Annotated in this window: 10 protein-coding genes; 7 read left to right on the forward strand and 3 right to left on the reverse strand. The window is 65.4% G+C overall.

Annotated elements, in window-relative coordinates:
• Positions 1–13: 13 nt before the first annotated feature.
• Positions 14–991, reverse strand: a complete 978-nt coding sequence (locus tag L5G33_RS02385; protein ID WP_236996530.1) for an acyl-CoA dehydrogenase family protein — start codon at positions 989–991, stop codon at positions 14–16.
• A 99-nt stretch (positions 992–1090) separates the two neighbouring features.
• On the opposite strand from L5G33_RS02385, the gene L5G33_RS02390 reads away from it, so the two are divergent.
• The 3 genes from L5G33_RS02390 to L5G33_RS02400 are packed head-to-tail and all read left to right on the forward strand — an operon-like array spanning position 1091 to position 3600.
• The gene (locus tag L5G33_RS02390; RefSeq protein ID WP_236996531.1) at positions 1091–2257 is read left to right on the forward strand and encodes an acyl-CoA dehydrogenase family protein; all 1167 of its coding nucleotides are present in this window, start codon (positions 1091–1093) and stop codon (positions 2255–2257) included.
• Positions 2258–2276: 19 nt separating this feature from the next.
• Positions 2277–3050, forward strand: a complete 774-nt coding sequence (locus tag L5G33_RS02395) for an enoyl-CoA hydratase/isomerase family protein (RefSeq protein WP_236996532.1) — start codon at positions 2277–2279, stop codon at positions 3048–3050.
• A gap of 43 nt (positions 3051–3093) precedes the next feature.
• Positions 3094–3600: a DoxX family protein gene (locus L5G33_RS02400; protein ID WP_236996533.1), complete on the forward strand. Its 507-nt coding sequence runs from the start codon at positions 3094–3096 to the stop codon at positions 3598–3600.
• Positions 3601–3700: 100 nt separating this feature from the next.
• On the opposite strand, the gene L5G33_RS02405 is transcribed toward L5G33_RS02400, so the two are convergent.
• A complete protein-coding gene (locus L5G33_RS02405; RefSeq protein ID WP_236996534.1) occupies positions 3701–4963 on the reverse strand; it encodes an FAS1-like dehydratase domain-containing protein in 1263 nt (420 codons plus the stop codon).
• 70 nt (positions 4964–5033) lie between these two features.
• Between L5G33_RS02405 and L5G33_RS02410 the strand changes: the two genes are divergently transcribed.
• Both L5G33_RS02410 and L5G33_RS02415 read left to right on the forward strand, forming a co-directional pair.
• Positions 5034–6029: an LLM class flavin-dependent oxidoreductase gene (locus L5G33_RS02410; RefSeq protein ID WP_236996535.1), complete on the forward strand. Its 996-nt coding sequence runs from the start codon at positions 5034–5036 to the stop codon at positions 6027–6029.
• 26 nt (positions 6030–6055) lie between these two features.
• A complete protein-coding gene (locus tag L5G33_RS02415) occupies positions 6056–7555 on the forward strand; it encodes an AMP-binding protein (protein ID WP_236996536.1) in 1500 nt (499 codons plus the stop codon).
• A 9-nt stretch (positions 7556–7564) separates the two neighbouring features.
• Here L5G33_RS02415 and L5G33_RS02420 read toward each other — a convergent pair whose 3' ends face one another.
• On the reverse strand, positions 7565–8719 hold the full coding sequence (locus tag L5G33_RS02420) for an acyl-CoA dehydrogenase family protein (protein ID WP_236996537.1): 1155 nt from the start codon (positions 8717–8719) through the stop codon (positions 7565–7567).
• Between the two features lie 203 nt (positions 8720–8922).
• Here L5G33_RS02420 and L5G33_RS02425 point away from each other — a divergent pair, with 203 nt between their 5' ends.
• Complete coding sequence (locus tag L5G33_RS02425; RefSeq protein WP_236996538.1) at positions 8923–11391, forward strand: CaiB/BaiF CoA-transferase family protein; 2469 nt, start codon at positions 8923–8925, stop codon at positions 11389–11391.
• A 32-nt stretch (positions 11392–11423) separates the two neighbouring features.
• Complete coding sequence (locus L5G33_RS02430) at positions 11424–12320, forward strand: TIGR03619 family F420-dependent LLM class oxidoreductase (protein ID WP_236996539.1); 897 nt, start codon at positions 11424–11426, stop codon at positions 12318–12320.
• Positions 12321–12334 lie beyond the last annotated feature (14 nt).

Consider the following 12334-nt stretch of genomic DNA (forward strand, 5'->3'; position numbering starts at 1 on the left):
TGTCGTCGAAGTGTCAGGCCATCAGGGTCGCGACGCGGTCGTGGTGGAACGCCGCACTGCCGCCGAGGAACTCATCGGTTGTCGCGCGCCGCAGGTACAGGTGTAGATCATGCTCCCAGGTGAATCCGATTCCGCCGTGGGTCTGGAGCGCGTCGCTCGTGATCGCCGAGACCTTCTCCGCGGCGAAGGCCTTCGCGACGCTCGCCGCAGAGGAGGCGTCGGGGAGGCCTGCATCGAAGGCCATCGCTGCGTAATGGGTCGCCGCGCGGACGCCGTCCAACGCGATCAGCATGTCGGCGATCTTGTGCTTGACTACCTGGAATGAGCCGATCGGACGATCAAACTGCTTGCGGACCTTCACGTAGTCGGCGGTCATCCGCATGGTCACCTCGCCGACGCCGAGCGAGTCCGCCGCAATCAGCACGGCGGCGGCGTCACGCACACGCTGAGGCTCGACGTCGAGTTGGTGGGCGGTCTCACCGAGTGCGGAGACGGAGTAGAACCGGCGGGACTCGTCGAGCGTCGTCCGGCGGAGCGTGTGCGCCGATCCAGCTCTGATCAATCGGACCGAGTCGTCGACCGCCAGCAGCCAGTCGACCGCGGGGGCTGCGTGCACGAAACCGGTGTCGATGACGAGCGCGGCCTTCTGATCGCCCTCTGCGAGGGCGGCGATCACCTCGTCGGGCGCGCCGCCCGCGGCGGCGGCCCACGCGGCGATCGCCGTGTCATTCCACAGGGTCGGAGCCAACGCTCGTCCGATCTCCTCGGCGACGAGCGTCGATTCGACCAAGCCCATCCCGGAGCCCCCGTGTCGGTCCGGCACGGGCAGCCCAGTCCACCCCATCTCCACGCCGCGCCGCCATAGGCCGTCGTCGATGTCGTCGGCGTCGGACGACACGGCCCGGACCCGATCGAGGGTGCAATGCGCAGCGAGCATGCTCCGCGACACCTCGCGCAGCATCGTCTGTTCGTCGCTGAGTTCGAAATCCATGCGATCGCCCTTTTGCTCTGGCCCGCGTCCCGCCGCGTGGCTACCATCAATACGGTAAGATCATATAACTATTTCAGATGGAGCGACAGGAGGCCGCGAATGCTGGCCGAGACGAGTGCCGATCTCGAGGAGTTCCGGGTGCAGGTCCGCACCTTCATTGCGGAGCGCAGTCCCGGGATCAAGCAGCATACGGGAGTTCGTGCGCCTGCCGCCGACTTCGTACCGGCGATCCGACGGTGGACCGCGGACCTGTACGCCGCCGGATACTTCGGCGGCGAATGGCCGGAGCAGTACGGCGGCGCACCCGGATGGGATCTGCGTAAGGCGTTCGTCGTCGCCGAGGAGCTGGCACGTGCGCAGACGTGGCAACCGATCGGTGCGCACGCTCTCGCGGCGGCGGCGGTGCTCGACTTCGGTACCGACGCGCAGAAGGACCACTACCTTCCGCGTATCCGTAGTGGTGAGGACATCTGGTGCCAGTTGTTCAGTGAGCCCGGTGCCGGAAGCGATCTGGCGGCGTTGCGGACGTCGGCGCGGCTGGACGGCGACCACTATGTGGTCGACGGCCAGAAGGTCTGGACCACTAACGGTCAGCACGCGGACGTTGGCTACCTTCTGGCCCGCACCGACCCCGATGCGCCCAAACGGAAGGGCATCACGGCCTTCGCCGTCGACATGACGCTTCCTGGAATCGACGTCCGGCCACTCCGTGAGATCACCGGAACTACGGACTTCAACGAGGTGTTCTTCGACAGTGTCCGCATCCCGGTCGATGCGGTCATCGGGGAGGTCGACCAGGGCTGGACGGTGGCGAACTCCAGCCTCGCCCACGAGCGGACCGGTGTCGCATCCATGGCCACTGAGCTCCAGGTACACCTCGACCATCTCCTCGCGTTGGCGCGGCCTCGGTTCGTCGAGTCCGGCGTGCGCCGAGACGTCGGACGGATCGCGACGCACGCCAAGGTCATCGATCTGATGAGCCGGCGCGTGCAATCGGGGATGCTCGCCGGACGGGCGGGGGTCGCCGACGCGCCGTCGGTGAAGATCTTCTTCAGCGACACCAACCTCGAACTCGCTCAGGCGGGCATGGCTTTGCAAGGGGTCAACGGAATCGCGACAGAGGGCGACGCCGCTGCCGTCGACGACGGATGGTGGCAGGACGCATTTCTGTATGCGCGCGCCTACACGATCGCCGGAGGCGCCAACGAGGTCCTCAGGAACATCATCGCCGAGCGCGGACTCGGTCTGCCGCGCGATCCGGCCTGAGCGAAAGGAAGGCTACTCCATGACCTTCGAAACTATCCGGTACGAAGTAACCGATCACGTCGCGACGATAACCCTGGATCGTCCGGACAAACTCAATTCGTTCAACGCGACGATGGTCGCGGAGTTCAGCGAGGTGTGGCGCACTGTCCGCGAGGACGACGAAGTCCACGTTGTCGTGCTTCGCGCCGCAGGCGACAAAGCGTTCTGTACCGGCGTCGACGTCGCCGAAGGGCTCGATCTCCATGAGAACGTCTGGAGCCAGGACGATCCGGGCCGGGGCCTCTCGCCGCGGGCGAACAAGGTGTGGAAGCCGGTCATCGCCGCCGTCCACGGGATGGTGGCGGGCGGAGCGTTCTACTGGCTCAATGACTGCGACTTCATCGTCTCGGCCGACGACGCGATGTTCTTCGATCCGCACGTCTCGTACGGCATGACCTCAGCGCTCGAACCAATCGGGCTCGCGCGTCGCGTGCCGCTGGGCGAAGCCATGCGATGGGCGCTGGTGGGGCTCGACGAGCGGATGTCGGCCGATCGTGCGTTCACGATCGGACTCGTTTCCGAACTGGTTCCGTCGTCGGAGCTGTGGTCGCGGGTCGACGCCCTCGCACGAACGATCGCGGCCAAGCCACCGGCGGCTGTGCAGGGCACGGTCAAAGCGGTGTGGGAGACGCTCGACATGGAGCGCAACGCGGCGTATGCGGTGGCGTGGAACTACACCGTGGTCGGAAACCCGATCGGTACGGCGCAAGTCTCCCGCGGCGGCTTCGTCAAACCCAAGTGGACGCTGCGATAACGCGCAGTGCCCCACTGCCTCGACAAGCTTCGAAAGGACACTCATGGCCAGGTCGGACAATGATCGCTCAGGAGGCCTCCCAATCCGGTTGCTGCTGCGTGCAGCGGTCGGCGGGACGATGATCGCGCACGGCGTGAAACACGCCCGGAGCCTAGACGGAACGGCAGGCTGGTTCGGTTCCATCGGCTTCCGTCAACCGAGAATGCAGGCTGTGGCCAGTGCGGTCGTGGAAACCGGTGCAGGGGCCGCGATCGTCGTGGGTGCTGGTGTGCCGGTGGCTGCTGCCGCAGTCGTCGGAACGATGGGCGTCGCCGCTCGATCGGTGCACGCGAAGAACGGCTTCTTCATCACGTCGGAGGGGTGGGAGTACGTCGCCAACCTCGCGGTGTCGGCAGTCGCGCTGGCCGCGCTCGGGCCCGGCCGCTGGAGTGTGGACCACGCGCTCGGCATCGACTCGAAGCTCAGCTCCGCTCAGTGCGCGGCCGTCGCCGGCGGGGTCGGCGTGGCATCGGCGGCGACGCAACTCGCCGCGTTCCACCGACCGAACTGATCAGAACCGAAGCTGAATCAAGTCGGAGTAGACCGAAACGTCCGGCAGGCTCGCTGAGCGAACCTGCCGGACGTCCATCGTGCGAGTTCGTGCAGTGGCCTCAGCGGTGGCGGTCGATCTCGTGCGCCAGCAGTGACTCCAGGTCGTCGGCAGGCGGCTTGGGAAGCTCGACTGCGGCGTCGCGGGTCGGCAGCAGCACGACAGCGGTGCCGGGCGTGTTCACCTCGCCGCGCTGGTTGGTGCACGTCAGTTCGAGGTGGACCTCGTTGCGCGTCCCCTGATCATCGGTCGCCTGACGCTTGTCGACGACGGTGCCGGTGATCCACGTGGTGTCACCCATGTAGTTGAACTTGCGATGCTGGCACGAGAGCTTCCACAGCCAGCCGTCATCGCCCATCCAATCGGTGACTGCGTGGGTCAACCAGGTCTCACGCATCGCGCCGTAGTCGTAGTTCATCGGGATCCCGAGTTCCTTGGCACGTGCTGGCTCCCAGTGCAGTCGCTGGACCGTGTCGGGGATATTGCGCTCGTTCGGCGGGTAGAGGCCTGGAACCTTGCGACGGACGGCACGCGAGATGCCGAACGCGCCGGGAGGGGTCAACTGCATGCCCCAGCCGAGGTGCCAGACGACGATGTCGGTGACCGTCAGTGGCCCTTTCACGCGCGTCTGGATCTCGTCGCCGACGGCGACATCCTCCCAGTACCGGGTCTCGGAGCCGCGACGCTCTTCTACGTCGTACGCCGCGTCGATCTCGGCGATCTGCTCGTCGGTGTACGGCGTGGTGAAGTCGATGGCGTCGGTCTTGCGCGAGTTCGCCTTGGAGGCATGCCGCTCGGCGTTGATCCAGGTTCCGCGTTGGGTCGCGTGGACCTCGCCGTCGCCGTTGGCGAACAGGAACGCATTCGTCACGTGGGCGGTCCGGCCGCCGAACTTCGAGGGCTTCTCCTGCACGCCGACCTGTGCGCGGATCACCTTGCATCGATCACCCTCGGTGAGCGGGCGGAACCACTCGAACTCCATCACCGCCTGATAGGACCCCAGGCCGGCGAACGGATCACCTTTCAGGAGGGCCTTCTGTTCCGGCGAGACCGGCTCGGCGGCGTTCTCTCCCATCGTGTACAGGAAGTTCGGCGGCGCGATGATCCCGCCCCACCGAGTCTTCGCGGCATAGTCCGGGTCGGACCACAGCGGGTTCGCATCGCCGTATCCGTAGGCGAAGTGGCGGGTGCCGTCGGTCGTCACCTCGTGATTGTGCGGGGTGAGGGGCCGCTCTGGAATTCCGATCCGCTTGCGCGAACGTTCGAAGGCCTCATCGGTGAGTGTCCCGTAGCCGTCGGCGTCCGGATTCGTCACATCGCTCATTTTCAACTCCTCAACTCGTGTACTCGCGCTCACTATATAGTACAAATAGATAAATGATTAAGGAGATGACATGAAGTTCGGTTTGCCCTGGCCCGGAGCCGAAGTCGCCGCGGAAGCCGAGGCCGCAGGAGTCGAATCATTCTGCACCGGTGACTTCGTCGACAACGACGCCTACAGTCTGCTCGCCGACATGGTCGAGAACAGCGCGAATGCCCAGGTCGGAACGGGTATCGCGTACGCGTTCTCGCGAAGTCCGTATGCGCACGCGTCAGCGATACGCACTTTGCACGCCAAGGCTCCCGGCCGACTGTTCCTCGGTCTAGGGTCGGGCGCCCACTCGATCAATCGCGACTGGTTCGGCGTCGAGGCCGATCGTCCGGTCGCTCGGATGAGAGATCTCGCGGGTGCCGTTCGCGCCTGGCTGGACGCTGAGAACGGCGAACGCGTGACGTACGACGGCGAGTTCTACCGGATTAACGCGCGCGTGCAAGCGCCGGTCCTCGGTCGCCTCGACGTTCCGATCCTGTTCGCGGGCTTCAACAAGCTGATGGTGACCGCCGCGGTGCAGTCTGCCGACGGGGTCATCGGACACGGTCTGTTCACCAAGCAGTGGTGGGACGAAGTCGTCCGCCCCGCTGAAACCAAGGGGCTCGCCGCCTCGGGCAAGGAGTCGACGGTCGAGCACGGGTGGCTGATCACCGCGGTCGACGACGACGACCCCGAGCGTGCGATCAAGGATGCTCGGCGGATGGTGGCGTTCTACCTCACGGTGAAGACGTATGACGCATACGTCGAGCATCACGGGTGGACCGACGCGGTGGCGGCGCTTCGAGCGGCATTCAAGGCCGGTGACATGGATGCGTTCACGAATGCGGTCACCGACGATATGCTTCACTCGATCACCGTGTGCGGGACGACGGCCGATGCGCGGAGTCGGCTCGCCGAGCGTCAGAAGGAAGGATCGCTCGCGCGCGACGTCACGTACTTCGCTCCACCGTCGTTCCTGGTGAGTGGTCGGCGGCGGGAGGCGTACTCGCGCAGCAGTCTCGGACTGTTGGCGGACTGACCGTGAAGGAGGAGAGCGGGACGAGCATGCACCTGAGCGTTCTGGCGGCAGAACTCGGCGACAAGCCGGCCGTGGTGATGGCCGAGAGCGGTGCGACCCTGACCTATGCCGAACTCGAAGCGGCGTCGAATGCGATCGCGCATGTGTTCGCGGACCTGGGTTTGGAGGTCGGCGACCACATCGCGATTCTCATGGAGAACTGTCTCGACCTGTTTCCCGTGGTGTGGGCCGCACAGCGCTCCGGACTGTACTACACACCGGTCAACTGGCATCTGACAGGCGACGAAGCCGCATACATCGTCGATAACTGCGAGGCGCGCGTGCTGGTGTCCACGCCGTCCCAGGCGGAGCTGGCGGCGCACTGTGTGGGGGCGGCGTCCCGGGAGGTCGTCGAACTGACAGTGGGCGGCAGTCTCGACGAGGTCGCATCACAGGCGTCGGCCGACCCGATCTCGAAGGAGGTCGAGGGCTGCTACATGCTGTACAGCTCGGGCACCACCGGACGACCGAAGGGCATCGTCCCGGAGATGACGCGCGCCCCGTTCGGCAGTGGTGTGGCGATCGACCACATGATCGGGACCGCGTTCGGATTCGGCAGGTCCTCGATCTACCTGAGCCCGGGGCCGCTCTACCACGCTGCGCCGCTCGGCTGGACGATGGGAACCATCCGCAACGGCGGTACGGCGATCGTGATGGACAGGTTTGACGCCGAAGCCGCCTTGGAATTCATCGAACTGTACGGTGTCACCGCGACTCAGATGGTTCCGACCATGTTTGTCCGGATGCTCAAACTCCCGGCAGACGTACGGGGAAAATACGAACTCGGCACGCTGCGAACAGTCGTGCATGCCGGAGCGCGCTGCCCGGTCGAGGTCAAGAAGCAGATGATCGACTGGCTCGGTCCGATCCTCGTCGAATTTTACGCGGGGAGCGAGGGCACCGGGTTCTTCATGGTGGACTCACAGACGTGGCTGCAACGCCCGGGGACGGTCGGCAAGGCGGCCCTCGGCACAGTGCACATCTGTGACGACGACGGCCGCGAACTCCCCGCCGGGGAGATCGGGACCGTCTGGTTCGGTGACGTGCGGCGGTTCGAGTATCACGGCGATCCGGATAAGACCGCAGACGCGTGGAACTCGGCGGGCTGGAACACGCTCGGCGACCTCGGACACGTCGACGCTGACGGCTACCTGTACCTCTCCGACCGCCGAGTCGACCTCATCGTGTCCGGCGGGGTCAACATCTACCCCCGTGAGATCGAGGATGCGTTGATACTGAACCCCGCGGTGATCGACGTCGTCGTCGTGGGCGTCGACGACGACGAGTTCGGCCAGAGCGTGCATGCGTACGTCCAACTCGCCGATACCGGGCGCGCGGACTCCGGGGTAGTGAGTGAGCTCGACGCGTTCGTCCGTGAACGGGTCGCAGGCTTCAAGGCTCCCCGTGGGTGGACCGTCCTATCGGACTTTCCGCGACTTCCCAGCGGAAAGGTATTGCGTCGCAAGCTTCCTGCGCCCGGGGCCTAACCGGTGGAGTCACCGACGGCCGGTGAGGTCACGTCCGATGATCTGCCGCATGATCTGGTTGGTGCCCCCGTAGATCTTTTGGACTCGGGCGTCGAGGTAGGCGCGAGCGATCGGGTACTCCATCATCCAGCCGTACCCGCCGTGGAGTTGGAGACAGCGGTCGATGACCCGGTTCTGCACTTCGCTCGCCCAGAGCTTCGCTTTCGCGGCGTCGACGGCGGTCAGTGCGCCGTCGTTCTGCGCGAGCACGCATTTGTCGACGAATGCCCGAGTGACATCGAGCTCGGTCGCCATGTCAGCGAGCACGAATCGACTGTTCTGAAAGTCGGCGACGGGTCGCCCGAAGGCCTCGCGCTCACTCGTGTAGTCGAGGGTCCACTGCAGGGCGGCATCCGCGGTCGCGAGCGCCATGGCGGCGATCGAGAGCCGCTCCAACGGCAGATGGCCCATCAACTGGCGGAACCCGCCGCCCACGATCCCCAGTACGTTGTCGTCGGGCACGAAGACGTCCTCGAAGAACAGTTCGGCGGTGTCCTGCGCCTGTAGCCCCAGCTTGGCGAGCTTGCGACCGCGGGTGAATCCCGCCATCCCGGCCTCGACGACGAGCAGGGTGAAAGCGTCTGTCCCGCCGGCCGGATCGGTCTTCGTGACCACGACGACGTAGTCGGACTGGATTCCGCTGGTGATGAAGGTCTTCGAGCCGCTGACTCGCCAGCCTCCGTCGACCTTGGTTCCAGACGTCTTGATGCCTTTGAGGTCGCTCCCGGTGCCTGGTTCGGTCATGCCGACGGCCATGATCTTCCGGCCCGCGCACATGTCGGGAAGCCAACGGGCTTTCTGGTCGTCGGTGGCCATCGCCGTCACGTACGGAATGAGTATGTCGTCCTGAAGGGAGAAGCTGGAGCTGAGGGATGTCGCGCCGACACGGGCCAGTTCCTCGCAGACCACCATCCGATAGCGGAAGTCGTCGATTCCGGGACCGCCGTACTCCTCAGGTCCGGACAGCCCGACGATGCCGTGTTCGCCTGCGGACGCCCAGACGTCGCGGCCGGTCGAGTGGTCTTCTTCCCACTGTGCGTAGTTCGGCTCGACTTCGCGTCGAACGAATTCACGGACTACTTCGCGGAAATGGTCGTGGTCGCTGGTGTACAGGCCTCGGTCCATGGGTCACCTCGTGGTCTCGGTTAGGGATGGATTGAGCCCATCTTACGGGTTAAATCAGTTAACTGATAGTGCGTATGGATGTCGGGGAATTGGCGAACCTGTCCGTGGTGGAAGTGTTCGGACGATCCGCTGCCATGCTCTTCCATTTCTGGTTTAATTAGGTAACTTATTAACCCGTAACGTACATCACATCAGGAGGACCCGTGACCTCGCTTCAACCGAACCAGACCGCAGAATCAGGACCTCTCTCGGGACTGGTGGTCGTCGATGCGTCCTCCACCCTTCCCGGGGCGCAGGTCAGTCAGTTCCTGGCGGACTGCGGTGCGGAGGTGATCATGGTCGAGCCTCCGGGCGGGTCGATGGTCCGGCAGATGCCGGGGTGGCCTGCATTGCTTCGCGGCAAGAAGAGCGTCACCCTGGACCTCCGCACCGATGAGGGCCGCGACCGTCTGCGCGCGCTGCTCGTGGGCGCGGACGTGTTCGTGCATACCCTTCGGCCGACGACAGCCGAGCGGATCGGACTCACTGCCGACGCGCTGTCGGAGAAGTATCCGCGACTGGTCACCGCACACATCACGGGGTGGGGATCCGACAGCCCGTGGCGCGACTACAAGGGGTGGGAGGGACTCGTCTACGCGAAGACCGGCGCCATGTGGTCCAAGCGCCAGCTGACACTACGGCCGGGGCCGGCGATGGTGACCGCGCCGTACGCGTCGTGGGGCGCGTCCCAAGCTGCCGTGCACGGTGTTCTGGCGGCCCTGCTCGACCGCGAGGTCAGCGGCCGCGGCCAGGTCGTCGAGTCCGACCTGGTCCGCGGACTCGGTGCGTTGGAGGTCTACAACTGGTTCTACGAACTCGTCCTCCACCGTTACCCGGGGGCCTTCACCCCGATGGACGTCGCGTACGACGAGAACGGGGTACCGCAGGCGTACCTGATCTACGCACTCTTGATCGCGGCGACGAAAGACGGCACGTGGATGCAGTTCGCGCAGACGGCGCCTCGCCTGATGCAGGCGTGGCTCATCGAACTGGGACTCGCGCCCGAGCTCGCCGACAAGAAGTGGGAAGGGTTCCCGATGCTCCCCACCGCAGAACTCCGCGAGGAGTGGTGGACCAAGATGCTCGAACGTGTGCAGGACCGGACCTTCGAGGAATGGCAGGCGACATTCGAGCGGAACCCGGACGTCAGCGCTGAGATCTTCCGCTCGCCGGAGGGTTCGTTCGAGCACCCGCAGACGGTGTTTGAGAAACGGGTCGAGGTCATCGACCAGCCTGGCCTCGGCCCGGTGACGCAGGCGTCCACACTCGTGCACACCGATGCGGGACCGTTATCGAAGATCCGACCCGCCCCTGCTGCAGGAGCCGACGACGAGTTCCTCGACACGCTGATCACCGCGGCGTCCGCGAAGCGGGCGACGGCTCCCGCAGGCGACGCGGGAGCCGGCCTCCCGCTGTACGGCGTCACAATCCTCGAGTTCGGGTCGATGTTCGCCGGCCCCTACGGCACCGCAGTACTCACCGACCTCGGTGCGCGAGTGATCCACGTCGAGCCGCTCGAGGGCGACGGCATCCGCAGCCTCGTCGCATTTCCCGAGGCCGGCGGGGCCAAGGTGATGCAAGGCAAGGAAAGCCTCGCCGTCGACGTCTCCTCGGCGGAGGGGCTTGCGATCATCCATGCGCTCGTCACCGACGTCGATCTGGTGGTCCAATGCTTCCGAGGCGATTCCGCCGCCCGTCTCGGCGTCGGTGAGGCCGAGCTCAAAGCGCTCAATCCGAACCTGGTCTACCTCAACGCCCCGGGCTATGGGACCACTGGTCCGTACGCGGCGCGTCCGGCCTACGCGCCGTCGATCGATGCGGCAGCAGGCATATCGGCCACCGACGGCGGCGGTGTGGAGGCCCCGGCAGACATGCGTGAGGCGAAACTGCGCGCCGCGACGCTGCACGCCGCCGGTGCAGTCAACTGCGCACAGGCAGACGGCATCGCAGCGTTGGGGGTCGGCACCGGGCTGTTGCTCGGCCTGTATGCGAAGCGTCGAGGCGTCGAGATGCCCGGAATGACAACGACGATGCTCGCCTCGGCGCAACAGTCGATGATCGCCTTGAACACCCAATACGACGGCCGTCCGAACATCGATCACGTCGATACGGAGTTCTACGGACTGCATGCGCTGTATCGGCTGTACCGGGCCGCGGACGGGTGGGTGTTCCTGGCCGCGCCGTACGAGCACGAGTGGGCGGCCCTCGTCACCGCGCTCGCACCGTACGTGGATCTGGCGAGTGACGAGCGTTTCGCGGACCAGAATGGCCGTCGAGCGAACGACGCACAGCTCGTCGAGGTCCTCTCCCATGTCTTCGGTCGCCGCGGAAAGCTTGACTGGGAGTCGGAGTTGACCGCACAGAACGTGGGCTGCGTGGAAGTCGCCGAGGAAAACATGGAATGGAAGATGCAGAGCGACGAGTTCTTCGATGCCGGCTACGCGGTCGAAGCCGTCAGCCCGATCTTCGACGAACATCGACGCCTCGCGCCGATCACTCGGTTCTCCCGCTCGCAGACCAAGGCGGACGCGGGCTGCACGCTCGGTCAGCATACGACCGCGATTCTGCAGAGCGTCGGCTACGACGAGGCGGCGATCGCCGATCTGGTGGAGCGGTCGATCGTCGGAGTGTGAGCGGCGCCTTGCGCCAGAAGGGTTGAACTGTCATGAAGTTCACCGTCGAGTACCCGGTCGGTGGTCCGGATTTCGATCCGTTGCTGCTCTCGCGCGGCGGAGTCCGTCGCGTCGTCACTCAAGCAGACGAGGCAGGGTTCGCCGCGCTCGCATTGACGGAGCATCCGGCTCCGTCGCTGCGGTGGCTGCAGGCGGGCGGTCACGAGACACTCGATCTCACGACTGCTCTCGCCTTCTTCGCGGCGGCCACCGAACGGATAGGTCTCATGACCTATCTGCTGGTGTTGCCTTATCACAACCCTTTTGCGGCGGCGAAGGCGTTGACCACAGTCGATCTGCTCTCCGACGGACGATTGACTGTCGTCGCCGGTACGGGCTACCTCAAGAGCGAATACCGCACCCTTGGAATAGATTTCGAAGCTCGTAACGAGCGGTTCGATGAGTCGTTGCACGTGATGAAGGGTCTCTGGTCCGCCGGGGCGCCCTACAACTTCGAAGGAGTGCACTTCGCCGGGCGCGATGTCGCCTCACTGCCGAAGCCGGTGACCGCAGGCGGCCCTCCGATCGTGATCGGCGGGAACAGCGCGCTCTCGCGTCGTCGCGCCGCGGCTCACCACGGCTGGAGTCCGCTCATCGTGTCCGAGGAGGTCGCGGCGACGACCCGGATGCCGATGCTGACCATCGCGATGCTCAAAGAACAGATCGCGACTCTGCGGGAGGCTAGCCCGGACGCGTTCGTGCAGGTGCAGACTCCTCAGTCCGACTACCTGCGCGGGCCGATGGGAGTCGACGAACACCGAGCGCATCTTCACGAGTTGGAAGCGGCCGGTGTCGATTCGTTCGTGGTTCAGTTGCCGGTGACGTCGATCGCTGCGGCCGTCGACGGCCTCGCCGCGTACGCCGCGGAGTTTCTCGCCCCCATCAGTTGACGCCGGTCAGTTGA

The organism is Gordonia liuliyuniae (assembly GCF_021738805.1).
GTDB lineage: Bacteria > Actinomycetota > Actinomycetes > Mycobacteriales > Mycobacteriaceae > Gordonia > Gordonia liuliyuniae.

What these genes read in the sequence shown, in the direction of transcription:
- L5G33_RS02410 (WP_236996535.1), top strand. Translation starts at nt 5,034, where the DNA reads ATGAAGTTCGGTTTGCCCTGGCCCGGAGCCGAAGTCGCCGCGGAAGCC.
- L5G33_RS02385 (WP_236996530.1), bottom strand. Translation starts at nt 991, where the DNA reads ATGGATTTCGAACTCAGCGACGAACAGACGATGCTGCGCGAGGTGTCG.
- L5G33_RS02415 (WP_236996536.1), top strand. Translation starts at nt 6,056, where the DNA reads ATGCACCTGAGCGTTCTGGCGGCAGAACTCGGCGACAAGCCGGCCGTG.
- L5G33_RS02395 (WP_236996532.1), top strand. Translation starts at nt 2,277, where the DNA reads ATGACCTTCGAAACTATCCGGTACGAAGTAACCGATCACGTCGCGACG.
- L5G33_RS02390 (WP_236996531.1), top strand. Translation starts at nt 1,091, where the DNA reads ATGCTGGCCGAGACGAGTGCCGATCTCGAGGAGTTCCGGGTGCAGGTC.
- L5G33_RS02430 (WP_236996539.1), top strand. Translation starts at nt 11,424, where the DNA reads ATGAAGTTCACCGTCGAGTACCCGGTCGGTGGTCCGGATTTCGATCCG.
- L5G33_RS02405 (WP_236996534.1), bottom strand. Translation starts at nt 4,963, where the DNA reads ATGAGCGATGTGACGAATCCGGACGCCGACGGCTACGGGACACTCACC.
- L5G33_RS02400 (WP_236996533.1), top strand. Translation starts at nt 3,094, where the DNA reads ATGGCCAGGTCGGACAATGATCGCTCAGGAGGCCTCCCAATCCGGTTG.
- L5G33_RS02420 (WP_236996537.1), bottom strand. Translation starts at nt 8,719, where the DNA reads ATGGACCGAGGCCTGTACACCAGCGACCACGACCATTTCCGCGAAGTA.